22 protein-coding genes, 1 tRNA gene and 1 pseudogene are annotated in these 26,188 nt (G+C 68.4%); 7 read left to right on the top strand and 17 right to left on the bottom strand.

Annotation, left to right across the window (positions count from 1 at the left end):
• Positions 1-15: 15 nt before the first annotated feature.
• The 4 genes from rpsP to LRA98_RS04875 all read right to left on the bottom strand — a co-directional run bounded on the left by rpsP (position 16) and on the right by LRA98_RS04875 (position 3,383).
• Entirely contained in the window at positions 16-276 is a 261-nt protein-coding gene (rpsP, locus tag LRA98_RS04890) for a 30S ribosomal protein S16 (RefSeq protein ID WP_201168587.1), read from the bottom strand.
• 134 nt (positions 277-410) lie between these two features.
• Positions 411-824: a DnaJ family domain-containing protein gene (locus tag LRA98_RS04885; protein WP_201168590.1), complete on the bottom strand. Its 414-nt coding sequence runs from the start codon at positions 822-824 to the stop codon at positions 411-413.
• Positions 821-2,770: an ATP-dependent DNA helicase gene (locus tag LRA98_RS04880; RefSeq protein WP_207190278.1), complete on the bottom strand. Its 1,950-nt coding sequence runs from the start codon at positions 2,768-2,770 to the stop codon at positions 821-823. Before LRA98_RS04880 ends, LRA98_RS04885 begins: the two co-directional genes overlap by 4 nt.
• Complete coding sequence (locus tag LRA98_RS04875; protein ID WP_238633562.1) at positions 2,757-3,383, bottom strand: tetratricopeptide repeat protein; 627 nt, start codon at positions 3,381-3,383, stop codon at positions 2,757-2,759. The genes LRA98_RS04880 and LRA98_RS04875 overlap by 14 nt, the downstream gene beginning before the upstream one ends.
• Before the next feature lie 176 nt (positions 3,384-3,559).
• On the opposite strand from LRA98_RS04875, the gene LRA98_RS04870 reads away from it, so the two are divergent.
• On the top strand, positions 3,560-4,879 hold the full coding sequence (locus LRA98_RS04870) for a methyl-accepting chemotaxis protein (protein ID WP_238633563.1): 1,320 nt from the start codon (positions 3,560-3,562) through the stop codon (positions 4,877-4,879).
• A gap of 23 nt (positions 4,880-4,902) precedes the next feature.
• Positions 4,903-6,369: a methyl-accepting chemotaxis protein gene (locus LRA98_RS04865; RefSeq protein ID WP_238633564.1), complete on the top strand. Its 1,467-nt coding sequence runs from the start codon at positions 4,903-4,905 to the stop codon at positions 6,367-6,369.
• Positions 6,370-6,414: 45 nt separating this feature from the next.
• Here LRA98_RS04865 and LRA98_RS04860 read toward each other — a convergent pair whose 3' ends face one another.
• From LRA98_RS04860 to LRA98_RS04840, 5 genes are read right to left on the bottom strand one after another with little or no spacing between them, the layout of a single operon-like run.
• Complete coding sequence (locus tag LRA98_RS04860) at positions 6,415-7,665, bottom strand: aminotransferase class V-fold PLP-dependent enzyme (RefSeq protein WP_238633565.1); 1,251 nt, start codon at positions 7,663-7,665, stop codon at positions 6,415-6,417.
• The gene (gene sufD, locus LRA98_RS04855) at positions 7,662-8,999 is read right to left on the bottom strand and encodes a Fe-S cluster assembly protein SufD (protein ID WP_238633566.1); all 1,338 of its coding nucleotides are present in this window, start codon (positions 8,997-8,999) and stop codon (positions 7,662-7,664) included. Before sufD ends, LRA98_RS04860 begins: the two co-directional genes overlap by 4 nt.
• Position 9,000: 1 nt before the next feature.
• The gene (gene sufC / locus LRA98_RS04850) at positions 9,001-9,753 is read right to left on the bottom strand and encodes a Fe-S cluster assembly ATPase SufC (RefSeq protein ID WP_201168608.1); all 753 of its coding nucleotides are present in this window, start codon (positions 9,751-9,753) and stop codon (positions 9,001-9,003) included.
• Between the two features lie 25 nt (positions 9,754-9,778).
• A complete protein-coding gene (gene sufB / locus LRA98_RS04845; RefSeq protein ID WP_201242436.1) occupies positions 9,779-11,263 on the bottom strand; it encodes a Fe-S cluster assembly protein SufB in 1,485 nt (494 codons plus the stop codon).
• Between the two features lie 21 nt (positions 11,264-11,284).
• Positions 11,285-11,737 (bottom strand): SUF system Fe-S cluster assembly regulator, encoded by a 453-nt coding sequence (locus LRA98_RS04840; protein WP_201242433.1) that lies wholly within the window; start codon positions 11,735-11,737, stop codon positions 11,285-11,287.
• Positions 11,738-11,904: 167 nt separating this feature from the next.
• Here LRA98_RS04840 and LRA98_RS04835 point away from each other — a divergent pair, with 167 nt between their 5' ends.
• Entirely contained in the window at positions 11,905-12,171 is a 267-nt protein-coding gene (locus LRA98_RS04835; protein ID WP_201168611.1) for a hypothetical protein, read from the top strand.
• Between the two features lie 13 nt (positions 12,172-12,184).
• Here LRA98_RS04835 and uvrB read toward each other — a convergent pair whose 3' ends face one another.
• Positions 12,185-14,215, bottom strand: a complete 2,031-nt coding sequence (gene uvrB, locus LRA98_RS04830; protein ID WP_238633567.1) for an excinuclease ABC subunit UvrB — start codon at positions 14,213-14,215, stop codon at positions 12,185-12,187.
• A 205-nt stretch (positions 14,216-14,420) separates the two neighbouring features.
• Here uvrB and LRA98_RS04825 point away from each other — a divergent pair, with 205 nt between their 5' ends.
• Positions 14,421-15,605 (top strand): pyridoxal phosphate-dependent aminotransferase, encoded by a 1,185-nt coding sequence (locus LRA98_RS04825; RefSeq protein WP_238633568.1) that lies wholly within the window; start codon positions 14,421-14,423, stop codon positions 15,603-15,605.
• Between the two features lie 140 nt (positions 15,606-15,745).
• A tRNA-Asn gene (locus LRA98_RS04820) sits at positions 15,746-15,820 on the top strand.
• A 119-nt stretch (positions 15,821-15,939) separates the two neighbouring features.
• Here the strand turns inward: LRA98_RS04820 and cowN are convergent.
• The 5 genes and pseudogenes from cowN to katG all read right to left on the bottom strand — a co-directional run bounded on the left by cowN (position 15,940) and on the right by katG (position 19,164).
• The gene (cowN, locus tag LRA98_RS04815; protein ID WP_238633569.1) at positions 15,940-16,203 is read right to left on the bottom strand and encodes a N(2)-fixation sustaining protein CowN; all 264 of its coding nucleotides are present in this window, start codon (positions 16,201-16,203) and stop codon (positions 15,940-15,942) included.
• Positions 16,196-16,366 (bottom strand): hypothetical protein, encoded by a 171-nt coding sequence (locus tag LRA98_RS13135; RefSeq protein ID WP_338018482.1) that lies wholly within the window; start codon positions 16,364-16,366, stop codon positions 16,196-16,198. Before LRA98_RS13135 ends, cowN begins: the two co-directional genes overlap by 8 nt.
• Positions 16,367-16,393: 27 nt before the next feature.
• A pseudogene (locus LRA98_RS13130) lies at positions 16,394-16,552 on the bottom strand (2Fe-2S iron-sulfur cluster-binding protein); the annotation flags it as partial.
• 121 nt (positions 16,553-16,673) lie between these two features.
• Positions 16,674-16,880, bottom strand: a complete 207-nt coding sequence (locus tag LRA98_RS04805; RefSeq protein WP_201168617.1) for a dodecin — start codon at positions 16,878-16,880, stop codon at positions 16,674-16,676.
• Positions 16,881-16,989: 109 nt separating this feature from the next.
• Entirely contained in the window at positions 16,990-19,164 is a 2,175-nt protein-coding gene (gene katG, locus LRA98_RS04800; protein ID WP_201168620.1) for a catalase/peroxidase HPI, read from the bottom strand.
• A 209-nt stretch (positions 19,165-19,373) separates the two neighbouring features.
• Here katG and nhaC point away from each other — a divergent pair, with 209 nt between their 5' ends.
• Both nhaC and LRA98_RS04790 read left to right on the top strand, forming a co-directional pair.
• Complete coding sequence (nhaC, locus tag LRA98_RS04795; protein ID WP_238633570.1) at positions 19,374-20,906, top strand: Na+/H+ antiporter NhaC; 1,533 nt, start codon at positions 19,374-19,376, stop codon at positions 20,904-20,906.
• Between the two features lie 187 nt (positions 20,907-21,093).
• On the top strand, positions 21,094-23,016 hold the full coding sequence (locus LRA98_RS04790; RefSeq protein ID WP_238633571.1) for a methyl-accepting chemotaxis protein: 1,923 nt from the start codon (positions 21,094-21,096) through the stop codon (positions 23,014-23,016).
• 15 nt (positions 23,017-23,031) lie between these two features.
• On the opposite strand, the gene LRA98_RS04785 is transcribed toward LRA98_RS04790, so the two are convergent.
• Together LRA98_RS04785 and LRA98_RS04780 are read right to left on the bottom strand one after the other, a co-directional pair.
• On the bottom strand, positions 23,032-23,886 hold the full coding sequence (locus tag LRA98_RS04785; protein WP_238633572.1) for an SDR family NAD(P)-dependent oxidoreductase: 855 nt from the start codon (positions 23,884-23,886) through the stop codon (positions 23,032-23,034).
• Positions 23,887-23,955: 69 nt separating this feature from the next.
• Positions 23,956-26,163, bottom strand: a complete 2,208-nt coding sequence (locus tag LRA98_RS04780; RefSeq protein ID WP_238633573.1) for a TonB-dependent receptor — start codon at positions 26,161-26,163, stop codon at positions 23,956-23,958.
• Positions 26,164-26,188 lie beyond the last annotated feature (25 nt).

Raw genomic sequence — 26,188 nt, 5'->3', positions numbered from 1 at the left:
GGACCGCGGACCGGCTTACTGAGCCGGTTGCTCGGCGCGCTCGGCCTGCCGGATCAGCTGAGCCGCACGCTCCGTCGGCTGCGCACCCTTGGCGATCCACGCCTTCGAGCGCTCGACGTCCAGCTTCAGCGGCGCCTCCTGCCCCGAGGCCACGGGGTTGAAGTAGCCCAGGCGCTCGATGAAGGCGCCGTCCCGCGGCTTTTTCGCCTCGGTAACTACGATGTGGTAGAAGGGCCGCTTCTTCGCGCCCGCCCTTGCCAGTCGAATGGTAACCATATGCGCCCTTGCGATTCCCGTTACGTTGAGTCATCGGCCCCGCGGCGGGGCTTCTGATACGTACTTGAGTAAACCGGGCATTGTACTCGCTTTGTCACTGAAGGGAAGGGTCTGCACGGAGAAAAGCGCCTCGCTCAGTCGGCGCCGTCCTCCGGATCGGCGTTGCTGAAACGCCTCAGCAACCGATCCCGGTAGCCCTGCTCGGCGACGTACAGGGCATCGGCGTCGTGGCCGCTGCGCTCGAGCCGGGCGCGCAGCAGCGACAGCCGCCGCTCGGCCTGGCTGCGCTGCTCCGCCGCCTCGGCGGAGGCATCGGCGTAGAGGGCGTCGATGAGGTCCTCGAGGCTGCGGATCTCCTGGCGCTCGGCCAACTCCGGTGGGATGCAGTTGGCGTTCTTGAGCACCCGGTAGGCGGTGCGCAGATGCTCGGGGATCATGGAGTCGTCATCGAGCTCCAGCGGCTGCCCGGCGCCGGGCAGGTCCTGGAGCTCGCCCTGCTCCACGGCCTCTTCCAGTCGGCGTTCGGCAATCCGGTCGATGAGGCTCATAACACGCCCTCCCAGAAGGCCTTCACATCCTCGACACGGCGGGTCAGCGGCATCGCCGGCAGGCTGTTGCGGAACAGTCGGCCGTAGGGTTTGCCGAGCAGGCGCGGGTCCGCAATCATCAGCACGCCGCGGTCGGCGTCGTCGCGGATCAGGCGCCCGGCCCCCTGTTTCAGGGCGATGACCGCCTCGGGTAAGAGGATATCGCGAAACGCCACCCCGCCGGCATCCTCTACCGCGCGCTGCCGGGCGGCGGTCACCGGATCTCCCGGGGCGGCGAACGGCAGGCGGTCGATGATCACCGCCGAGAGCGCCGCCCCGCGGATGTCCACCCCCTGCCAGAAGCTCGCCGTACCCAGCAGGACGGCGTCGCCGGCTTGGGCGAAGGCCTCCAGCAGCCGCCCCTGCGGGGCATCGCCCTGGACCAGCAGCGGTCGCCTCAGGGCCGTCTCCAGCTGCTCGCGGGCCAGGCGCAGGGCCCGATGACTGGTGAACAGCAGGAACACCCCGCCCGGCGTGCAGTCGATCACCTCGCGGGCCCGCGCCACCACCGCCTGATCGTACCCCGCCTGGTTGGGCAACGGGAGCCCGCTGGGGCAGTAGAGCAGGGACTGGCCGGCGTAGTCGAACGGACTGGGCAGCTGCTCGGTGCGCACCGTATCGGCCAGCCCGAGGCGGCCCCGGAACGCAGCGAAGGAGCTACCCACCGCCAGCGTGGCCGAGAGCAGAACCCAGGCATCGGCCTCCCGCTCCATGTGCCGGCGAAAACTGCCGCCCACATCCAGGGGTGTCCGGTGCAGGGCGAAACCCCGCCCGCGGGTCTCGTACCACTGGACCTCGCCCTCCGCGGGGGCGAGGAAGCAGCCGAGGGCCTCCTCCAGCTCACCGGCGCGCCGGTGGCACGCCTCCAGCTCGGGGCCACGCTCGGCCACCAGAGCGAGGGCTTGCTGCAGGCCAGCCGCTGCCCCGCGCAGGGCTTCGGCCGCCTCGGCGCCCCCCGATTCGGCCACCGTGTACCAGGCATCCCGCTGCTCCCCCCCTTCCAGGGCCAGGCGCAGCCCGGCGACCGCCGCCTCCAGGGTATCGATGGCCGCGCGCAAATCCGGCATGTCGCCCGCTTCGCGCCGGTCGGCGATACGCACATCGCGAACCAGATCGCGGATCGCCCGCGCCGAGACCGAGTGACCGAAGAAACGCGCGGCCGTGTCCGGGAGCAGGTGGGCCTCGTCGAGGATCACCGCTTCCGCCTCGGGCAGCACGGCCCCGTAGCCGGCATCCTTCACCGCCCAGTCGGCCAGCAGCAGGTGGTGGTTGACCACCAGCACGTCGGCCTCGTGGGCACGCCGGCGAGCCTCGTAGAAGAAGCACGTGTCGTAGGCCGGGCAACCCTGACCGAGACAGCGCTCGGGCGTGGCGGTGATGCGCTCGGCCACCCCCTCGACGCCCTGCGGCGCCTCGGCCAGGTCGCCGCTGTCCGTCGCCCGCGCCCACTCCGCCGCCGTCTGGATGGCCGCGACCTCGTCGGGGGCGGTGAACGGCCCTTCCTCCACGGCCCGCTGCAGCCGGTAACGGCACAGGTAGTTGGCCCGCCCCTTGAGCAGGGCGGTGCGCATCGGCTGCGGGGATGCGCCCTGCAGCGCCGCCCGCACCCGGGGCAGATCGCGGTGGAAGAGCTGATCCTGCAGGGTCCGGGTGCCGGTGGAGATGATCACCCGGCGGCCGTCGAGGAGCGTGGGCACCAGGTAGGCGTAGGTCTTGCCGATACCGGTGCCCGCCTCGGCCACCAGCACCTCGCCGTCGGCTAGCGTGTCGGCCACCGCGGCGCCAAGCTGCAGCTGCCCCGGGCGCGCGGCGAACCCTTCGATGGCCCGGCTGACCGCCCCGCCGACATCGAGTTCGGCGACCACGGCCCGGGCGAAGGCTCCCCCGGGCGGCCTAGAATCGGCCAAGGCCACCGTCTCCGGTATCACCGAAGCTTCGCGCCGAGGAGGCCGCGTCCCGGGCGCCGCCCCGGTCACCGCGCTCCATGCGCGCCGCCGCCACCAGCCACCACGCCTCGCGCATCACGGCGAGGTCGTCGCCGCCGGTGTCTACGGCGCGCAGGGCCAGCTCCTCGGCCCGCTGGTGGTGCCCCTGCTGGTAGCGCACCGCCGCCAGGTTCTGCCACAGCACCGCCCGCTCCGGCGCCTGGTCCAGGGCCTGCTCCAGGTGCTGTACCGCCCGGTCGTAGTCGCGCCTCTCGTAGGCCTCCCGCGCCTGCTGCGCCAGCGCCGCGATCTCATCGGCACCGCCCCGGGTCTCCTGCCGGGCGTCGGACTGTGGCTGCGACCACCAGCCCCCCTGTTCCTGCTCCGGCTCCTGCTGCGGCTGCGGCTGCGGCTGCGACCACCAGCCACCCTGCTCCTGCTGTGCCTCATCCCGGTCGTCCTGCCGGGGCGCTTCGGCCTGCGTGCGCGCGTCGCCACCGCCATCGGCAATGCCGTCATCAGGAGGCACATAGCAGGCCAGCGGCGCCAGGCAGACCAGTGCCGGCAGCGCGGAGAGCTTCCGCCATCGCATCATTCGAGGGCCTCGTTACAGAACCGGGCTTTGCTGCCGCCAAGGATACCAGAGCCGGGCGGAACCCGGCGCGACGCTTTACGGCCGGACAGCCGCCACGCTATAAGGGGCACGCGCGGGCACCGCGGCCCGTTGGCGGGATCCGCACCCGCGCGGCACCCACAGCCAGGAAAGAACGCATGGCCACGCCCCCGGAACACGCACACCCCGACGCCCGCGCGGTCACCCGCTCGCGCCAGGAGGTTGCCGAGCAGGTGGCCGAGCGCAGTTCGGCGATCGGCATTGAGGCGGTGCAGATCACCGAGGTCCTCAACGCCCTGGCCGCCGCCTTCGAGCGGCAGAATGAGTCGTTCAGCGACCTGCGCACCAACGCCCGCAGCATGGCCCGCAGCAACGAGGTGGTCCACCAGGCCGTCGACCGCGCCCAGCAGGTGGCCACCGAGGCCGGCAGCAACGTGGAGCACTCACGGGCCCGGATCCAGAAGGCGCTGGAGGAGATCCGCGAGCTGGCCGAGTCGGTGACGCGGGTGGAACGCCAGCTCGGTGCCCTCAACGAGGCGCTGCAGGGCGTTTCGAAGGTCTCCAGCGAGATCGCCACCATCGCCAAGCAGACCAACCTGCTCGCGCTCAACGCCACCATCGAGGCCAACCGGGCCGGCGAGGTCGGCCGCGGCTTCGCCGTGGTGGCCGAGCACGTCAAGGCGCTGGCCAAGCAGACCGCCGACGCCACCGATGACATCCACACCATCCTCGACGAGCTGACCCACATCATCGACCGCCTGGTCCAGAAAGGCGGCGAAAGCACGCTGCAGGCCGAGGCGGTGCGCGACGGCACCGAGGCGATCCAGGAGATCATGGAGACCGCCGGCAGCGCCATGGCCGATATCGACACCGACTCGGGCCGCGTCCGCGAGTCGGTGCATACCATCGACCACTACTGCCGGCGCACCGTCGAGGGGCTCGAAGAGCTGGCCGACACCGTGCGCCGGGCCACCGACACGCTGCAGGCCGCCGACCAGCGTGCCGAGAAGATCAGTCGCCACGCCCACGAGCTGATCCGGCGCACCGCCGTCGACGGGGTGGAGACCCGGGACACGCGGCTGATCCGGCGGATCCGCCGGATCGCCGCGGAACTGGGCGAGACGCTGCCGGCCGAGGCCGGCGCCGAACAGATCGCCGCCCAGGCGCGCTCCGCTCTCGAGCAGCTCGTCGAGGGAGAAACCGGCGTACGCGCCGCCCTGATCTGCGACGCCGAGGGGCACTGCCTTGCGGCCACCGTGCCGCCGGGCGGCGCGACCGGCCTGCGCGATGCTCTGCAGGGACAGCGGCTCGACGACCGCCCCACCCGCTCGGCCCTGCGCAGCCGCGAGCCGTACCTGCTGCAGACCTACCGGCTGCAGTACGGCGGCGCGGGGCCGGTGGTCCAGGAGATCAGCGCACCGGTGCAGGCCGGGGGGCAGGTCCGGGGCTGCCTGCGGGTGATCTACGGCGGCGAGTGAACGATAGCGACGGAGCAGCGGGTATGGCGTTCATCGATTTCTTGAGGGGCCGTGGCTTCCTACCGGGGCGCTCCGGCGCTCCCCGGGCGGATACCGGACGGGACGCCCGGGAGCACGCCCTGGCGCAGGCCATCCGCGGCGTCTCGGAGGAGACCAGCCAGCTGGGCCTGGAGGTCTCCGACGTGCACGGCAACGTGGACGACACCGCCGCGCAGATGGAGCGCGAGGCGCGGTTGTTCCAGGAGCTGCGCGAGTCGTGCCAGCGCCTGTCCGAGGCGAACAAGGTCGTCGACGCGGCGGCCCGTAACGCCCAGCACGTCTCCGGTGCAGCGCGGGCCGACATGCGCCGCTCCGAAGACCGCATCCGCGATGCTCTGCAGCGGATCGCCGGGCTGAGCACCTCGGTGCGCGAGATCGAGAGCGACCTGGAGCATCTCAACGAGGCGATGCAGCGGGTCACCAAGGTGGCGCGGGGGATCGGCGCCATCGCCAAGCAGACCAACCTGCTCGCCCTCAATGCGTCCATCGAGGCAGCCCGTGCCGGCGATGCCGGCCAGGGGTTCGCCGTGGTGGCCGAGCAGGTCAAGTCCCTGGCCGCCCAGACCAGCGAGGCCACCGGGGACATGGACCGCACCCTGCAGAACCTCACCGAGCAGACCCAGGAGCTGATCGCCATCGGCCACCACAGCACGCGCCGGGCGCAGCGGGTGGAGCAGACCACGGGGCAGATGCAGAGCCTGTTCGAGCAGCTCGAGCAGTCCATGGCGTCGGTGGATGCCGAATCGGCGCGGATCGCCGAGGCGGTCCAGGAGATCGACACGCAGAGCGAGCACACCATCGAGCGCTTCGACCACAACACCGCCGAGCTGGAGGCCTCCCACTCTGACCTCGAGCGCGGCCGGGCCCAGATCGACCGCTTCCTCGCTTTCACCGAGGAGCTGATGAACCTGGCCAACGCCTCGGACGTCGAGACCGAGGACACCCCATACATCGTCCGGGTCATGGAGGTCGCGCGGCAGGTGTCGGAGCGCTTCGAGGCGGCCATCCGCGAAGGCGAGATCAGCGAGGCAGACCTCTTCGACCGCGACTACCGCGAGGTCCCGGGGACCGACCCACAGCAGTATGAGACGCGGTTCGTGGCCTTCACCGATCGGGTCCTGCCCGAGCTCCAGGAGCCGCCACTGGAGGATGCGCACATCTCCGGGTGTTTCGTCATCGACAACCGGGGCTACATCCCCACCCACAATCGCCACGTCTCGCACCCGCAGCGTCCCGGCGACCCACAGTGGAACGCCCGCCACGCCCGGCAGCGGCGCATCTGGGAGGACCGCACCGCACAGTCGGCGGCGCGCAACGAGAAACCCTTCCTGCTGCAGACCTACCGGCGGGACATGGGCGGTGGCCGCTTCGAGTTGATCCGCGACGTCTCCGCCCCGATCCAGGTCCGGGGCAAACACTGGGGGGCGGTGCGGATGCTCTACGAGCCATAGCCGCCACCGGCCGGGGCGCCGGCGCCACCGCCCCGGCCGCGTCGGTCAGCCGAACAGGCGGCGGACCTTCTCCAGGGCCACCACCAGGCTCTCCACCTCGTCGTGGGTGTTGTAGACGCCGAACGACGCCCGTGCCGTGGCCGGCACGCCGTAGCGCTCCATCAGCGGCTGGGCGCAGTGGTGACCGGCGCGGATGGCGATCCCCTGCTCGTCCAAGAGCATGGCCACGTCGTTGGGGTGCGTCCCCTCCATGATGAAGGAGACGGCCCCGGCCCGACGCTGCGGCCGGCCGATGAGCTGCACCCCCGGCACCGCGGCGATGGCCTCGGCCGCGTGGCCGACCAGTTCTTCCTCCCGAGCGGCGATCCGTTCGCGCCCGATGGCCTCGATATAGCGCAGTGCCTCGCCCAGGCCGATGGCGCCGGCGATATTCGGCGTCCCCGCCTCGAAGCGCGCCGGCGGCTCGGCGTACTCGGTGCCCTCGAAGGAGACGTGGCGGATCATGTCGCCCCCGCCCTGATACGGCACCATCCCGGCCAGGTGCTCATAGCGGCCCCACAGGACGCCGATGCCGGTAGGCCCGTAGGCCTTGTGGCCCGAGAAGGCGTAGAAGTCGACCCCCAGCTCCTGGACGTCCACCGGCAGATGGGGAGCGGCCTGCGCCCCGTCCAGGAGCACGGGCACCCCTTCGGCCCGGGCCATGGCGGCGATCTCCGCCACCGGGTTGACGGTACCGAGGGCGTTGGAGACGTGGACCACGCTGACCAGCCGGGTGCGCTCATGGATCATGCCGCGCACCGTTTCCAGATCCACGTCGCCGTTGTCGTCGATGGGCACCACCCGCAGGGTGGCACCGGTCCGCTCGCAGACCAGCTGCCAGGGAACGATGTTCGAGTGGTGCTCCATGTGGGTGACGAGGATCTCATCCCCCGGCCCGACCCGGGGCGCGACGAAGCTGTGCGCCACCAGATTGATCGCCTCGGTGACCCCGCGCAGGAAGATGACCTCCCGCTCGCTGGGGGCGTTGAGGAAGCACTGGGCCTCGGTCCGCGCCCCCTCGAAGGCCGTGGTCGCTTCCTGGGAGAGGGTGTGCACCCCGCGATGGACGTTGGCGTAGTAGTGCTGATAGCAGCCGAGTTCGGCATCGATCACCGACTGCGGCTTCTGCGCACTGGCGGCGCTGTCGAGGTAGATCAGCGGCCGTCCGTTGACCTCGCGGCGGAGCACGGGGAAGTCGGCGCGCAGCCGGTCCACATCCACCGCCCCCGGGCGGGTCGCCTCCTCGACCATGCTCATGCCTCAAAACCCTCCAGTTGCTCGCCGCCCGGCAGGAACCGGCGCAGGAGCGCACGCTCGTACGCGGCGGCCTGCGGGCAACGCACGGTCTCCACCACCTCGGCGACGAAGGCGTAGGTCAGCAGGCTCTTGGCCACGACGGGATCGATGCCGCGGGCGCGCATGTAGAACAGCGCCTGCTCATCGAGCTCGCCCACCGTGGAGCCGTGGGTGCAGCGCACGTCGTCGGCGAAGATCTCCAGGCGCGGATTGGAGTGGGCCAGCGCCCGCGGGCTGAGGATCAGGTTGCGGTTCTCCTGCTCGGCGTCGGTCTTCTGCGCCCCCGGATGGACCTTGATCAGGCCGTCGAAGACGGTCTCCGAGCGCCCGTCGAGCACGCCCTTGAAGACCTGGCGACTGCGCGTGTGCTCGGCGTCGTGGTGGACCCAGGTGTGGTGGTCGACGAAGCGCTGGCCGTCGCTGAGGTGGATGCCGGTGAGATCCCCCTCGCCGTTATCGCCTTGTACGGTCGCCTCGATGTCCACACGCACCTTGTCGCCGCCCCAGACAAAGGAGTGGGCGCCGACCCGGGCATCGCGGGCAGCGGTGCCGCTGACCGCCCCCAGCTGGCAGCCGGCGTCGCCCTCCTCGCTGATCCGGGTCAGATCCACCTGGGCGCCGGCATCGGCGATGAGCTCGGTGACCGGACAGCTGAGGTAGGCCGCCTGCGGATCACCGCTATGGTACTCCACCACACGCAGGTGGCTGGCCTCCTCGCCGTGGACGATCACACGCGGGTAGACGGCGTGGCCGGCAGTGGCAGCGCTGGTGTAGCAGACGATGAGCAGCGGCGCCTCGACCATCGCCCCGCGGGCCACCTGCACGGCCACTCCCTCGCCCATCAAAGCGGTGTTCAGGGCGATGAACGGGCTGTTGGCCGGGTCGGCGTGGGCGGCCAGATGCGTCTGCAGCCAGGCGGGTTCCTCGGCCAGCGCCTCGCTCAGGGGGCGCACCGAGACCCCGGCGGGCAGCTTGGCGTAATCCGAACGCGCCGGATCCAGCTGCCCATCAACGAAGACCAGCCGGGGCCCATCGCCGGGCGGGAGAAGTTGATCAAGCCGCCCCGCCAGGCCGTCGTCTACCTCGCCCGGGCCCTGCGGCGGGCGAAAGTCGCTGCGCAGCACCGGGGTCAGGTCGATGTGCTTCCACGCCTCCCAGCGCCGGGTCGGGAAGCCGTGGGCGTCGAAGGTGGCCATGGCCGCGCGACGACGCTCGGCCAGCCAGGCCGGTCCCGGGTCGGCGAGGTCGTCGAAGACCGCGCGCGGGTGACTCTTGAGCTCTTCCACCGCTCCCATGTCAGGCAGCCTCCTCGTCCTCGAACAGGGCGTAGCCGGTGCGCTCCAGCTCCTCGGCCAGCTCCTTGCCGCCGGAGCGCACGATGCGCCCGTTGACCATGACGTGCACGTAGTCCGGCACGATGTAGCTGAGCAGGCGCTGGTAGTGGGTGATGATCAAAAACGAGCGCTGCGGGTCGCGCATGCTGTTCACGCCGTCGGCCACAGCGCGCAGGGCGTCGATGTCCAGCCCGGAATCGGTCTCGTCGAGGATACACAGCCGCGGCTCGAGCATGGCCATGTGGAAGATCTCGTTGCGCTTCTTCTCGCCGCCGGAGAAGCCGGCGTTGACCGGTCGGTTGAGAAGCGACTCGTCAAGCTTGACCCACTGCGCCCGCTCGCGGGCCATCTTGAGGAAGCTGACCGGGTCGATCTCGCCCTCACCCCGGGCCTCACGGGCGGCGTTGACCGCCGCCTTGAGGAAGTAGCTGTTGCTCACCCCGGGGATCTCCACCGGGTACTGGAAGCCGAGAAAGACCCCGGCCCGGGCCCGCTCCTCGGGCTCCATCTCGAACAGATCCTGCCCCTCGAAGGTCACCGCGCCGTCGGTGACCTCGTAGCTCTCATCGCCGGCGAGCACCTTGGACAGGGTGCTCTTGCCCGACCCGTTGGGCCCCATGATGGCGTGCACCTCGCCGGGGCCCATCTCGAAGTCGATGCCCTTGAGGATCTCCGTCGTCTCGACGCTGGCGTGGAGGTTGTTGATCTTCAGCATGGTCCGCTTCTCCTGGGAATCTGTCTTATCCGACGCTGTCCTCGAGGGTGACCTCGAGCAGCTTCTGCGCCTCGACGGCGAACTCCATGGGCAGCTCCTGGAAGACCTCCTTGCAGAAACCGTTGACGATCATGGAGACCGCGTCCTCCTCGCTGATGCCGCGCTGCTTGCAGTAGAAGATCTGGTCATCGCCGATCTTCGAGGTGGTCGCCTCGTGCTCGAGCTGTGCGCTGGGGTTCTGGATGTCGATGTACGGGAACGTGTGGGCGCCGCAGTGGGAACTCATGAGCATGGAGTCACACTGCGAGTAGTTGCGGGCATTGCTCGCCGTGGGCAGCACCTTGACCAGGCCACGATAGCTCTGCTGGCCGTAGTCCGCCGAGATCCCCTTGGAGATGATGTGGCTGCGGGTGTTGTTGCCGATGTGGATCATCTTGGTGCCGGTATCCGCCTGCTGACGGCCGCGGGTCACCGCCACCGAGTAGAACTCGCCGATGGAGTCGTCGCCCTTGAGCACGCAGCTCGGGTACTTCCAGGTGATCGCCGAACCGGTCTCCACCTGGGTCCAGGAGATCTTCGAGCGCTTACCGGCGCACAGGCCGCGCTTGGTCACGAAGTTGTAGACGCCGCCGACGCCGTTCTCGTCGCCGGGGTACCAGTTCTGAACCGTGGAGTACTTGATCTGCGCATCGTCGTGGGCGTAAAGCTCGACCACGGCGGCATGCAGCTGGTTCTCGTCACGCTGCGGCGCGGTGCAGCCCTCCAGGTAGGAGACCGAACTGCCTTTCTCGGCAATGATCAGGGTCCGCTCGAACTGCCCGGTATGCCCGGCGTTGATGCGGAAGTAGGTGGACAGCTCCATGGGGCACTCCACGCCCTCGGGGATGTAGACGAAAGAGCCGTCCGAGAAGACCGCCGAGTTCAACGCGGCGAAGAAGTTGTCCTTGCGCGGCACGACGCTGCCGATGTACTGCCGCACCAGCTCCGGATACTCGTGCAGCGCTTCGGAGATCGAGCAGAAGATGACCCCGTGCTTGGCCAGCTCGTCCTTGAAAGTGGTGGTCACGGAGACGGAGTCGAAGACCGCATCCACCGCCACGTTGGAGCGCCGGGCGCCCTCGGCAGGCTCGCCCTCCTCCTGCACGCCCGCGAGCATCTTTTGCTCGTGCAGCGGAATGCCGAGCTTCTCGTAGGTCTCGAGCAGCTTCGGGTCGACCTCGTCGAGGCTCTTCGGCCCCTGCTTGGGGGCGGCGTAGTAGGAGATGGCCTGGAAGTCGATGGGCGGGAACTGCACGTTCTGCCACTGCGGCACAGCCATCTCCAGCCAGCCGCGGTAGGCTTCGAGCCGCCACTCGAGCATCCACTCCGGCTCGCCCTTCTTCTCGGAGATGAACCGGATGGTCTCCTCGTTGAGCCCCGGTGGTGCAAACTCCTGCTCGATATCGGTGAAGAAGCCGGCCTCGTAGCCCCGGCTGGTGAACCGTTCAATGGTTTCGTTGCTGCTCGACATGTCGCCCAAGCCTCCGGCTGCTCAGTGGCCAATAACCTGTTGACGGGGGTAGATCCCCACCGGCGCGCTGGCCGGCTCGCCCATCTCCGCCAGACTCACCGCCGCCAGGGCCTGCCGGACCACAGAGCTGATCCGCGACCAGGTGGCGCTGGCATTGCAGTCCTCGACGTGCGTGCAATTATCGGTCCCGCTCTCGACGCACTCGGTGAAGGCGATCGGCCCCTCGAGGGCCTCGATGACCTCGGCCACCGAGATCTGCTCGGGAGGCCGGGCCAGGCCGTAGCCGCCCTTGGCGCCGCGGTAGGAGCACAGCAGCCCGGCATGCACCAGCTGCTTCATGACCTTGCTAACCATCGGTTGCGGCAGGCCGTGGGCGCCCGCCAGCTGCGCGGCGTTGACCCGTTCTCCCGGCCGGCGTGCCATGGCCGAGAGGATGACAACGCCGTAATCGGTCTCGCGGTTGATTCGGAGCATGATCTCTGACTTCGCTCAATCCGTACTCAAAGGGTACATATTCCCGAACCCGAAGGGAAGACTCTTTAGAAGTCTTATAGTTCTAGGCGTGCACCCCTCCTGGATCCCCGCGGCGGCGCCGATCCATGGCAGGATGGGGGCGACTTGCCCGATCAGGAGAGCAGCTGTTGAATCCCCGGCCGCACAAACCGCGACTGCGCACAACCTACCGGCTGATCATCGAGGAGCGTGACAACGGCTGGGAGGTAGTCTTCTACAACGAACAGGGCGGCGTGCAGCACATCGGCAACTCGCAGACCGAGATCGCGGCGCTGCGCTCGGCCTACTTCATCGCCCGTTACTACCACTACGAGCACGACGTGCTCATGCGCACCCGGCACGGCGACAAACGCCTGGATATCGAGACCCTGATGCAAAACCGCCGTCCGAGCTGAACCGCAGGCCCGCTCAGGAAGCGGCGGCCGTGGCGTCGCCGCCGCCGAGGGCCTGCTCCTCGATACGGCGGATCTCGTCCCGCACCTGCGCGGCCGCCTCGAACTCGAGATCCCGGGCGTGCTCATGCATCCGCTTCTCCAGCTCACGGATCCGCCGTACCGCCTCCGCCGGCGACAGCCCGGCGTACGCGCCGGCCTCTTCGGCCACTCCGGCCGCCCGTTGCGGCGCGCCCGGCGCCGGCACCCCGCCGCGCTCCATGATGTCGGGCACCTCTTTGCGGATGCCCTGCGGGGTGATGCCGTGGGCCTCGTTGTGGGCGATCTGCTTGGCCCGCCGACGCTCGGTCTCGCCGATGGCGCGGCGCATGGAGTCGGTCACCTGATCGGCGTAGAGGATCGCGCGGCCGCTGATGTTGCGAGCCGCCCGGCCGATGGTCTGAATCAGTGAACGGGTCGAGCGCAGGAACCCCTCCTTGTCGGCATCGAGGATCGCCACCAGCGAGACCTCGGGGATGTCGAGCCCCTCGCGCAGCAGGTTGATGCCGACCAGGCAGTCGAAATGACCCAGGCGCAGGTCACGGATGATCTCGGTGCGCTCAACGGTGTCCACGTCGGAGTGCAGATAGCGCACGCGGATCCCGTTCTCCTCCAGGTACTCGGTCAGGTCCTCGGCCATGCGCTTGGTCAGCGTGGTGACCAGCACGCGCTCATCACGCTCGGCGCGGGCGCGGATCTCGCCATAGACATCATCGACCTGCGCGGTGGCCGGGCGCACCTCCACCTCCGGATCGACCAGCCCGGTGGGGCGAACCACCTGCTCGACCACCTGCCCGGCGTGCTCCTCCTCGAACGGGCCGGGCGTTGCCGAGACGAAGACCGTCTGCGGAGCCAGGCGCCGGAACTCCTCGAACTTCAGCGGCCGATTATCCAGCGCCGAGGGCAGGCGGAAGCCGTAGTCGACCAGCGTCTGCTTGCGCGAACGGTCGCCCTTGTACATGCCGCCGATCTGCGGAACGGTGACGTGGCACTCATCGATGAACAGCACCGCCTCCGGCGGGATGTAATCGAACAGGGTCGGCGGCGGCTCACCGGCCGCCCGCCCGGAGAGGTAGCGCGAGTAGTTCTCGATGCCGTTGCAATAGCCGAGCTCGAGCATCATCTCCATGTCGAAGCGGGTCCGCTCCTCGAGCCGCTGCGCCTCCACCAGCTTGTCGGCGGCGCGCAGCTCGCTGAGGCGCTCGCGCAGCTCCTCCTTGATCTGCTCGACGGCCCGGTGCAGCTGCTCCTTCGGGGTCACGTAGTGGGTCTTCGGATAGATGGTCACCCGCGGCACCCGGCGCAGCAGCTCGCCGGTGAGCGGGTCGAACCAGCTGATCTCCTCGATTTCATCGTCGAAGAGCTGCACCCGCACCGCCTCCTCCGGGGACTCGGCCGGGAAGATGTCGATCACCTCGCCGCGGGCGCGGTAGGTCCCGCGGGTAAGTTCGGTGTCGTTGCGGGTGTACTGCAGCTCGGCGAGCCGGCGCAGGATCGCCCGCTGGTCGATGCGCTCGCCGCGGACCAGGTGCAGGAGCATCGACATGTACGCCTGCGGGTCACCGAGGCCGTAGATGGACGATACCGAGGCGACGATGACCGTATCCTGGTGCTCGAGGAGCGCCTTGGTGGCGGACAGGCGCATCTGCTCGATGTGCTCGTTCACCGAGGCATCCTTCTCGATGAAGGTATCCGACGACGGCACGTACGCCTCGGGCTGGTAGTAGTCGTAGTAGGAGACGAAGTACTCGACCCGGTTCTCCGGCAGGAACTCGCGCATCTCGCCATAGAGCTGGGCGGCCAGGGTCTTGTTGGGAGCGAGCAGGATCGCCGGGCGCTGCAGCCGCTCGATGACGTTGGCGATGGTGAACGTCTTACCGGAACCGGTGACCCCGAGCAGGGTCTGATCCGAGAGCCCCGACTCGATCCCCTCGACGAGCTCCTCGATGGCCTGGGGCTGATCACCCGCCGGCTGAAACCGGGCGTTGAGCTTGAAACGTTCCGTCATCGAACCCCCGCATTCATCTTGGGCGCACCCTGACCCGGCGCCCTGCACACAGCGTCTACCCGCTCGACCAACGACACCACCTGCCGGACCCTGCCCACTGAACCCCGAAGCCTCAACCCCGCCCCACGCGCACTGAACCGTGAACACCCGACCCGAAAACCCTTATCATACGCACCGAGCCCAACTTTCAACGCGGAGCCAGACCATGGACCTTCAGCTTGCCGATCGCGTCCAGCGCATCAAGCCATCGCCGACGCTCGCCGTCACCGCCCGCGCCGCCGAGCTGCGCGCCGCCGGCCACGACGTCATCGGCCTCGGCGCCGGCGAACCGGACTTCGACACCCCCCCGCACATCATCGAGGCCGCCGTCCGGGCCGCCCAACAGGGGCAGACCCGCTACACCGCCGTGGACGGTACTGCCGAGCTCAAGCAGGCGGTCATCGACAAGCTCGAGCGCGACAACCGCCTGAACTACGAGCCCAGCCAGATCCTCGTCTCCAGCGGTGCCAAGCAGTCCCTGTTCAACGCCATGGCGGCGGTGCTCAACGACGGCGACGAAGTGGTCATCCCAGCGCCCTACTGGGTCTCCTACCCGGACATGGCCCTGGTCTTCGGTGCTCAGCCGGTGTTCGTGGCCGCCGGTGCCGAGAGCCGCTTCAAGATCACCCCCGAGCAGCTCGAGCAGGCCCTGACCCGCAAGACCCGCATGGTCATCCTCAACAGCCCGTCCAACCCCACCGGCACCGCCTACACCCGTGACGAACTGGCGGCGCTGGGCGCCGTGCTCGAGCAGCACCCCCAGGTGGTGGTGGTCAGCGATGACATCTACGAGCACATCCTCTGGCGCGATGAACCCTTCACCAACATCGCCATGGCCGCCCCGCAGCTGGTCGACCGAACCATCGTCGTCAACGGCGTCTCCAAGGCGTACGCCATGACCGGGTGGCGGATCGGCTACGCGGCCGGCCCAGCCCCGCTGATCGGCGCCATGAAGAAGGTGCAGTCGCAGAGCACCTCCAACCCGGCTTCCATCTCCCAGGCCGGCGCGCTGGCCGCGCTCAACGGCGATCAGGGCTGCATCCAGCCCATGCTCGAGCAGTTCAAGGCCCGCCACGACTTCGTCGTCGAGCGGCTGAACGCCATGCCGGGGGTCAGCTGCACGCCCTGCGACGGCACCTTCTACTGCTTCCCGCACATGGAGGAGGCGATGAACCGGGTCGGCGCCAAGGACGACGTCGCCTTCGCCGAGCAGCTGATCAACGACGCCGGCGTGGCCCTGGTCCCGGGTTCCGCCTTCGGTCTCCCCGGGTACGCGCGCATCTCCTATGCTACAAGTATGGAGAACCTGGAGCGCGCCATGGACCGGCTGCAGCAGGCCCTGGGCGGCTGATCGGCACCGCTCCTCGCCCCCGCGATGGCCCCGGGCGATCGCGGGGGCGGCAGGACGGGCACGGAAAACCCCATAGAGGCTTGACCAACGCAGTAGAGGATCGGCAGAATACGCAGCGCGTCGTGAGGTGACACCACGCTTCCCCGGTAGCTCAGCGGTAGAGCAAGTGACTGTTAATCACTGGGTCGGCGGTTCGAATCCGTCCCGGGGAGCCATCCACCACCCCTTCCTGTCGGCCACCCGACTCCGCGGGCGCAAGGTGATAACCCTGTATCACCGGGAGGCCGGGCGACCCCTCACCGGTATGAGAGGCCGCCACCCCCAAGTCCGGATCTCAGCAGCATTCCCGCTCGATGGCGGAGAGCATGCTCAGACCCGCATCATCGCCGCGCTGAACGAATAACTCCCGGATCACGTTAATCTGCGCGTGGACCATCAGGCGCGTATCCGGCTCTGAACCATCCCGGCCGCCCAGCTCACGCTCCAGATACCGCCGCACTCGGCTATTCTCCGGCTCCTCTGCGATGTGGCGGTCAACGCACTGGAGCAGGCGCTGGATGGCCCGCTCACAATCCAGACCAGGCCCGAGCTCAGACATCGCCGTACTCGATCACCAGGTCCTCGTCACGCACCACCATCTGGCACATCAGACGCCAGTTGGTGGGCAGATCATCGACGCGCATGCGATCGATCTCCGCTTGGGTGACCTTGCCCAGCTCGAGCAGGACCCGCTCCTCGCGGTCCGTCAGTGGACCCGCCATTGTCCCTTTTGCGACACCGTAATGGACATAAACCAGACAACTGCCACACTCGCCGTCCTGGCAATCGAAAGAGATCGGGATGTGGTTCCGGCGGGCCAGTTTCAGGACCGGCTCCGTATGACTGCCTGCCACCGCCTCTACGGTTTGCTCCCCGTGGTCTGGATGCCGAAAGGTCACGCTGGGCATAGCTTCACTCCTGCCTTGCCAAATGGGTTATGGATCGATCGAAGCACCACCCATCCAGCAACTTTCGGGCCATGGCGCGACCGCCCTCCACGGGCCCAGAGGTCATGCGGCAGAGGCGAACCTATTCCAGGGTGAAGCCGACCTTGATCGTCACCTGCCAGTGACTCACTCGCCCGTCCTCGATATGGCCTCGGGTATCCACCACCTGGAACCAGCGCAGGTGGCGAAGGCTCTCGCCGGCACGTGCGATGGCGTTGTTGACGGCCTCCTCGATTCCGTCGGGCGACGAACCAGTCAGTTCGACGATCTTGTAGACGTGGTCACTCATCCGTGATGCTCCTGATGACTGGGAAGTGGGCAGCGGCCGATGCCCGGCTCCGCTCTGGCGGGGCCGGGCATGCCCTTTCACCCCGGCCCGGACCGGGGTGAAACCGCGGTTACGCCTCCAGGTCGTATCGGTCGGCGTTCATGACCTTGGTCCAGGCCGCGACGAAATCGTGGACGAACTTCTCCTGGTTGTCGTCCTGGGCATAAACCTCGGCGTAGGAGCGCAGGATCGAGTTGGAGCCGAAGACCAGGTCCACCCGGGTCGCCGTCCACTTCACTGCATCGCTGCTGCGCTCACGGATCTCGTAGCGGTTCTTGCCCACCGGCTTCCAGGTGTAGGCCATGTCGGTGAGGTTGACGAAGAAGTCGTTCGTCAGCTGCCCCTCGCGATCGGTGAGCACGCCATCCTTCGCACCGCCGTGGTTGGTGCCGAGCACCCGCATGCCGCCGACGAGGACAGTCATCTCCGGCGCCGTCAGACCCATCAGCTGCGTGCGGTCGAGCATCATCTCCTCGGGCTGGACCGCGTAGTCCTTCTTGAGCCAGTTGCGGTAACCGTCGGCGAGCGGCTCGAGGTACTGGAAGGAGTCGACATCGGTCATCTCCTGGCTGGCATCGCCGCGCCCCGGGGCGAAGGGCACCGTGATCTCGTGGCCGGCCGCCCGGGCCGCCTGCTCAATGCCCACGTTGCCAGCGAGCACGATGGTATCGGCCACGCTGGCCCCGGTCTCGGCAGCGATGCCCTCAAGAACGCCAAGCACCTTCGCCAGACGCTGGGGCTCGTTGCCCTCCCAGTCCTTCTGCGGGGCAAGCCGGATACGGGCGCCGTTGGCACCACCCCGGTAGTCGGAGCCGCGGAAGGTCCGGGCGCTGTCCCAGGCGGTGGCGACCATCTCGCCGATGCTCAGGCCGCTATCGGCGATCTTCGCCTTGACCTCATTCACATCGTAGTCCGTCCGGCCGGCCGGCACGGGGTCCTGCCAGATCAGATCCTCGGTCGGTGCCTCCGGTCCGATGTAGCGCGTCCGCGGCCCCAGATCCCGATGGGTGAGCTTGAACCAGGCCCGGGCGAAGACCTCGTCGAAGTAGGCGGGGTCGTTGTAAAAGCGCTCGGAGATCTTGCGATACGCCGGATCCATCTTCATGGCCATGTCCGCATCGGTCATGATCGGGTTCAGGCGGATCGACGGATCCTCGACGTCGACCGGCTTGTCCTCCTCCTTGATATCCACCGGCTCCCACTGCCACGCGCCGGCGGGGCTCTTGGTCAACTCCCACTCGTAGTTGAGCAGCAGGTGGAAGTAGCCGTTATCCCAGCGCGTGGGATAGGTCGTCCAGGCGCCCTCGATCCCGCTGGAGACCGTGTCGCGCCCGATCCCCCGGGAGACCTTGTTGTTCCAGCCAAGGCCCTGTTCGTCGACATCGGCGGACTCCGGGTCCGGACCGAGATGCTCCACGTTGCCGTTGCCGTGACACTTGCCCACCGTGTGCCCGCCGGCGGTCAGGGCGACGGTCTCCTCGTCGTTCATGGCCATGCGCTCGAAGGTGATGCGCACGTCTTCGGCGGTCCGTAGCGGATCCGGGTTGCCGTCCACGCCCTCGGGGTTGACGTAGATCAGGCCCATCATCACCGCCGCCAGCGGGTTCTCCAGCGACTCGCGGTCGTCACCATAGCGGCTGTCCTCGGCATCACTCGGCGCCAGCCACTCCTTCTCCGAGCCCCAGTAGATGTCCTTCTCCGGGTGCCAGATGTCCTCGCGCCCGAGGGAGAACCCGTAGGTCTTCAGGCCCATGGACTCGTAGGCCACGTTGCCGGCAAGGATGATCAGGTCGGCCCAGCTGAGCCGGTTGCCGTACTTCTTCTTGATCGGCCAGAGCAGACGCCGCGCCTTGTCCAGGTTGACGTTGTCCGGCCAGCTGTTGATGGGGGCAAACCGCTGGTTGCCGGTGCCGCCGCCGCCCCGGCCGTCCGCCACCCGATAGGTGCCGGCGGCGTGCCAGGCCATGCGAATCATCAGCCCGCCGTAATGGCCCCAGTCCGCCGGCCACCACTCCTGACTGTCGGTCATGAGTTGGTGGAGATCCCGCTTGACCGCGTCGAGATCGAGCTTCTTGACCTCCTCACGATAGTTGAAGCCCGGGCCCATCGGATCGGGTTTGTGGTCGTGCTGGTGCAGGATGTCGAGGTTCAGGGCGTTGGGCCACATGTCCATGTTGGACTCGCCCACCTGGGTCATCGCGCCGTGCATCACCGGGCAGCCGCCGGTCTTCTGCTGATCGGTCATTGTTATCTCCGTTGCTTCCTGCGGATTGCCGTTTTGAACGATTCCATTTTGCGCTTGTGCGCAGTCTCACTCAAGACGGCTCCCTGATCGAATGTAGCAATCACAGTGTTCCTGTCACCCGCTGGGGCTACCCGGCGGGTCAACGCACCGCTTGCAATGACATCCATCATCGCGATAATGCCGGCTTCCTTGGCAACCCTGGAGTCTGCATGAGCGACACCAACGAGAACGGTGCGCGGGAGCCGGAGATCCCGCTTCCGAGCGTGACCACGGCCCTGCTCCCCATCGCCTTCACCATGGGCCTGATGGTCTTTCAGATCCTCGCCTTCGACGACTTCGTCCCCCACGTACCACTGGCCCTGGGCATCGCCTTCACCGGCCTGCTTGGCTGGTACCACGGCATCCGCTGGTGGCGGATGGAGAACGGCCTCTACCACGTCGTCCATATCGGTCTTCAGTCGGTGGCCATCCTGATTACCGTGGGCATGATCATCGGCACCTGGATCCTCTCGGGGACCGTGCCGCTGCTGATCTACTACGGCCTGCTGCTGATCACCCCGGAACTGTTCCTGCTCGCCGCCATGATCCTCACCGCCGTGGTCTCCATGGCCGTGGGCACCTCCTGGGGCACGGTCGGCACCGTGGGTCTGGCCCTGGTGGGCGTCGGCGAGGGGCTGGGCATCCCCATGGCCCTGACCGGCGGCGCCATCGTCTCGGGTGCTTTCTTCGGCGATAAGATGTCGCCGCTGTCCGACACCACCAATCTCGCCCCGGCCGTCACTGGCACCAACCTGTTCAGCCACATCCGCAACATGATGGCCACCTCCGTGCCGGCGCTGATTGTTGCCGGCACCGCGTACTGGGCCATCGGCTTTGGCTACGCGGACACCGGCCTGGAGAGCGGACGCATCGAGACCATCCTCGAGGGCCTGGAGGCGCAGTTCACACTGCATCCGGTGCTGCTGCTGCCGGCGGTGCTGGTCATGGGCCTGGCGCTGATGCGTTTCCCGGTGCTACCCACGCTCTTTGCCGGTGCGATCGCCGGCGCGGTCATGGCGGTCCTCGTCCAGGGCACCGATCTGACCACCGCGATCATGGCGATGCAGGACGGCTTCGTCAGCGAGACCGGCGTCGAATCGGTGGACGACCTGCTCTCCACCGGTGGCATCCAGTCGATGATGTGGACGATCTCGCTGGTGCTCATCGCCCTCGCCTTCGGCGGGATCCTGGAGCAGACGCGCAGCATCGAGGCCATCCTCAACGCCATCATCCAGCGCATCCGCGGTCGGTTCTCCCTGTTCGCGGCAAGCACCGGCAGTGCCGCCGGCACCAACCTCATCTCCGGCGACCCGTATCTGTCGATCGCACTGCCGGGCCGGATGTACGCCCCGGTCTATCGGGGGCAGGGACAATCGACCCTGAACCTGTCGCGTTCAGTGGAGGAAGGCGGGACCATGATCAACCCGCTGATCCCCTGGGGCGCGGGTGGTGCCTTCACCGCCGGTGCGCTGGGCATCCCGACGCTGGTCTACGCCCCCTTTGCCATCGTCTGCTGGCTGTCGCCGCTGATCGGCCTGCTCTTTGCGGCGACCGGGTGGTTCATGCCACGCGCCACCGAGGAAGAGCAGCAGCGCTGGCAGGACAACCATGAATCCATCATGGTCCAGGGCGGCGTGGTCAACTCCGCCGATCTCGACCCCGAGGAGCTGGAGCGGGCCTTCGACCGCTACCGGCGTCGCTGACTAGGGCACGGCAATGCCGCTGGGTTGGCCCAGCCACCCCGGCGGCATTGCCCGATGCCTAGCCGACCGATTTGCGCCTCCGATCCGGCGTAGGCACCATTGCGCGGTCGCCTGCTCAAGCCATCCAACGCGTCTTTCCAGTTAACGAAAAACCAACAGACCGCCTGCAACGGGGAAGCGAATCCTCATGCTCAGTGCCGTCCGTCTCACCCCGAAGCTGCTCCTCCTCTTCGGCGTCCCCACTCTGCTGGCCTTTGTCATCGTCGGCGGGATCGCCACCCACCAGGCCAACGACCGCTTCAGCACCGAGATCACCGACTCGACTCAGGAGCTGAGCGAGGCCGGTGCCGAGGCCATCAGCCAGTGGCTCGACACGCACACGGCCTACGTCTCCGCCCTGGCGCACAGCGAGGCGCTCGCCTCCGGCGACCCCGATCGGATCGGTGACTTCCTCGCCGGCCAGGGCGAGCACATGAGCGACGAATACGAAGTGCTGATCTTCGTCGACACCGAGGGGACGGCCACCTACCACCACGGCGGCGAGCAGACGGATCTCTCCGGGCGCGACTACTGGCAGACCATCGTCGAAGAGGAGCGGGAGACGCTGGTCATCTCCGATCCGGTCCACTCCGCCAGTACTGGCAATCCGATCACCGTCATCGCCCGGGCAGTTACCGATGCCGGGGGGGATGTCATCGGCCTGGTGGCGGTGACCGTCACCCTCGACACCTTGGCCGATGTGGTGGCATCGACTACGGATCGCGCTGGCGCCCTCTCCTGGGCCTTGAGCGCCGACGGCCTCACCGTCGCCCACCCGGACGAGGACGTGCGCATGGAAGAGAACGCGCTGGAGTCCGGGGATACCGACTACCAGGCGATCGCCCAGCGCATGGTCGACGGTGAGCGAGGCGTGGGCACCTTCAGCGGGGCCGACGACACCGCCTACACAGCGGCCTTTGCCCCGGTCTCCGGACTCTCCGGCTGGTCGCTGGGGATCGCCGTGCCAGAATCAGAACTGATGGCCGCTGCCCGCGATCTGCAGCAGAACCTGCTGATCGTCTTCGCCGCGGCGGTGGTGCTGCTTGGCGGGATCATCGTCCTGGTGGCCCGGCGCATCGCGCAGCCGATCGCCGCCACCGGCCGGGCACTGGGCGAGATCGCCAGCGGCGAAGCCGACCTCACCCGCCGCCTGGAGGTCCATTCCCGGGATGAGGTGGGCGAACTGGCCACCAACTTCAACGCCTTCATTGACCGGCTCCAGGGGTTGATCGGCTCGGTCGCCGACGCCTCAACCCAGCTCTCCGCCTCTGCCGAGGAGCTGTCGGCCTCGGTGCGCGAGACCAGCGGCCAGCTGCGCGAGCAGCAGTCCGAGACCGAGCAGGTGGCCACCTCCATGAACGAGATGGCGGCCACCATCCAGCAGGTCGCCGAAAACGCCTCGGACGCCTCCGAAGCCGCCCGCCGGTCCGATCAGGCCGCCCAGTCGGGCTCGGAGGTCGTGCAGGAGAACGCCGACGAGATCCGTCAGGTGGCACAGCAGGCCGAGACCGCCGCCGGCGTCGTCCAGCAGCTCAATGAAGACGCCGAGCGGGTTACCAAGGTGCTCGACGTGATCCACGAGATCACCGAGCAGACCAACCTGCTTGCCCTCAACGCCGCCATCGAGGCAGCGCGCGCCGGGGAGAACGGCCGCGGGTTCTCGGTCGTCGCCGAGGAGGTGCGCAAGCTGGCCACCCGCACCCAGACCTCCACCGAGGAGATCCGCGAGATCCTCGACACCCTGCGCGGGCGCATCGAAGAGGCGGCCCAGGCCATGGAGAACGGCCGCAGCAGCTCTGGCCAGGCAGTAACCATTGCCTCGCGCGCGTCGGAGTCGCTGGGTGCGATCACCGAGTCCGTAGGGACCATCAACGACATGAACACCCAGATCGCCAGCGCTGCGGAGGAGCAGTCGGCGGCCTCCGAGGAGATCAACCGCTCGCTGACCCAGATCAAGGCGACCATCGACGCCACCGCCAGCGGCGCCTCCCAGGTCGCATCGGCCAGCGAGGAAGTCGCCCGGCTGGCCGCCGACCTGCAGGACCGCGTGGGGCAGTTCCGCGTCCGCTGACCGGGGCTGCCCCGATCAGCCGCCGCGGCGCAGGGCGGGCACCGCCGTCAGGGCGCGGAGCAGCGTGACCAGGGGCGAGCGGTACTGCAGGGTGCGCCCGGTGCCGGTGACCCCGCGGATTCGGGGCACCAGGACATCGGCCACCCGTTCCGGGGGCTCGGCCAGGCGATCAATAATCGGCCGGGCGCTCTCGGGCAAATCGGCGAGCAGCAGCTCGGTGCGCACCAGCCCGGGACGCAGCTCGTGGACGCCCACCCCGCGCTCGCCGGCGGCCTGCAGCTCGCGACGCAGCTGACGGGAGAGCTCCGCCACCGCCAGCTTGCTGACCCGATGCGGGATGGAGGTCCGCGAGAAACGCGCCCCCAGCCCCGAGAACCCGAAGTTGAACAGGTGGTAGCACGGCTGCTGCGCCGCCGGTTGGGCCTGCATGCGCCGCAGCGCCGCCGCACAAAGCTGCATGGAGCCGGTGAGGTTGGTCGCGCAGGTGCCAGCAATGTCCGCCGTATCCAGCCCGGTCAGCGGCCGCTTGAAGCGCCCGGCGGTACCGGCGTTATTCACCCAGCGGTGGATGGTCCCCAGTCGCTCGACGGCGAAATCCGCCAGCCGCTCGGCCTCCCCGGGGTCGGCGACGTCGGCGGCGAGGACGTGTAGACGCTCCCCGGCCCCCGTGGCGGCGGCCAGCTCGGTCCGCGCCGCATCCAGCCGCGCCGGATCCCGGGCGCAGACGACCACAGTATCCCCGGCGGCGAGGAAACGCTGCGCCATGGCCAGGCCCAGGCCGCGGCTGCCGCCGGTGAGCACCACCCCGAGCGGCGGCCCGGCGGCCGCGGAGGCGGGGTGGTTGTGCGGGGATGCGGAGGGCTCGCTCATAATCGCTGCAAGCTAGCCGGCAGCCGGCCCCGGGTCAACGCCCGGGGCCGGCCGCCGCCACGCCACCGGCTAGAAGTTGTAGCTCGCCCCCAGGGTGTAGTTGCGGCCGAGGATCGGCGCCGAGCTCTTGAAGAAGCTCTCGTGGCGTCGGCCGTCCTCGTCGAGGAGGTTCCGGCCGCGGAAGAACACGCGCAGCTCCTCGACATCCTGCGGTTCCCAGCCGATATCGAAGCCGACCAGGTTGTAGCTGCCGGTCTCGGTCTCCGCCGGGCCGGTATCCGTCTGCCGGAAAACGTGTCGCCAGTCCACGGCGAAGTCCAGGGTCCGCCAGGCGGTGTCCGCGCCGACCCCCAGCCGCGGCGCCGTCATCCGCGGCAGGCTCCCGCCGTCGCGGAAGCGCCCGCGCAGGTAGTCGCCGCTGGCCCGGGCGGTCACCGGCCAGTCGGCCACGGTGAGATCGTGCTCCGCCTCGAACTCCAGGCCGTAGAGATGGACGTCGGCGGCGGTGTTGTAGACCAGCTGATCGCCCTCTTCATCGTAATCTGCATCCCCGTCAACGCGCAGAGGCTCGCCGTTGTCGTCGAAGCTCTGGAAGTAGATGTAGTCATCCACCCGGTTGTAGAAGACCGCGGCGTCGTAGCGGACCGCCCCCTGGTGGCGCTCCAGGGCGATGTCCAGGTTGAGGTACTGCTCCTCGCCGAGATCCGGATCCCCCACCTCCCAGGTGCCGGCGGCGCCGTGGCGCCCGAAGGCGTAGAGCTGCTCGGCCGAGGGGGCGCGCTCGGCGTAGGTCACCGACGTGCGCAGGCGGTGGGCGTCGTCGAGCTCGAAGCGGGCACCGGCGGAGGCGCTGCCGGTAGTGAAGGTGCGGCTGCCGAGTTCCTCCTGGAAGTTGCGCTCGGGCACGTCGACCCCGTTGATACTGCCGTCTTCGGCGACCTTCTTGATTTGCTGGTCCGCCACATCCGCCGCCCGTGAGCGCTCGTGGTTGAGCCGGGCGCCGAACTCCACGGCGCCGAAGCCGGTGGGCAGCTCCTCGACCACGAAGACCCCGGTGGAGGTGGTCTCGGTGGGGCGAATGAGGTCGTCGCCATCGGCCGCGCCGATGTAATCCACGTCGTGGAAATCGATGCCGACGGTCCCGCGCAGCCCGCCGAGGGCGTCCAGGGGATCGTGGGTCAGCTCCAGCCGGGCGTCGAGCTCGTCCTGCTCGAAGGTCGCCTCCAGCTCTCGCTCGTCCAGCCGTCCGGTGCTCGTGTCGTACTCGTACTCGATCTCATCCTGGACGAACTCGGTGTAGGAGAGATTGAAACGGGCGGCCGAGAAGCCGTCGAACGGGTCGTAGAACTCACTGCGCAGATCGAAGCGGTCGTGCTCGGCGTAGATCCGCTCGTACTCGTCGGAGAGGTCGATATCGCCTGTGTTGTGCACCGGGAAGAAAGCCTCCGGCACGCCGTACTCGATCTCCCAGCGGTCGTAGCCGACGCCGATGTAGCCCCAGTCCTCGGACCACATCCCGGTCAGTGACCAGCTGTCGTCCTTGACGTCGCTGTTGACCAGCGTATCGCGGATCAGGTGATCGCCGTCGCGTCCCTCCTCAAGCTGGAAGCCGGCGATGTCGGCGTCGTCGCTGCGACTGAGGCTGTAGTCGGTGCGCAGGGCGAACCCCTCGGTCAGGGGCACTTCGACACCGGCGTAGCCCTGGCGCTTGTTGGCATTGTCGGTGTAGGCGCCGTAAAGGCGGCCGGAGACCTGGTCGCCGATAAACGGGTCAAAGCGGCTGGTGACCATGTTCACGGCCCCGCCGGCGGCCCCGGAGCCGTACATCAGTGTCGCCGGCCCGCGGATGAACTCCACCGACTGCGCCCGCCGCGAGTCCCCCCCGACGGCGTGATCGACGCCCTCGTCCGAGACATCGCTGATGCGCATGCCGTCCTGCAGCTCCTCGACCCGGGACCCCTGCAGGCCACGGATCGTGGGCCGGCCCACGCCGGGCCCGAAGTCCGCGTTGCTGATCCCCGGCAGGCCGTCGAGGACCTCGCCGATGGTCCCGCCACCGCGACGGCGCTCCAGCGCCTCACCCTCCACCACCGAGATCGGGCGCACGAGTTCGCTCTCCGTGCGGCTGCCCAGGGGATCGCCGGTCACGGTCACCTGAGGCAGGACCTCGGCCCCCGAGCCCCCAAGCACCGCCGCCGGTGCCGCCAGCCCCGCCAGACCGGCCGCCGGCAGTGCGCCGCGCCACGATACCGCGAGGGTCCGGAACCGGAGTATCATGCTACCTCCTTCATGCAAATGCGAA

It is taken from the genome of Halorhodospira sp. M38 (assembly GCF_022227985.1).
Classification (GTDB): domain Bacteria; phylum Pseudomonadota; class Gammaproteobacteria; order Nitrococcales; family Halorhodospiraceae; genus Halorhodospira; species Halorhodospira halophila_A.
This window is presented reverse-complemented; position numbering and strand designations above follow the sequence as displayed.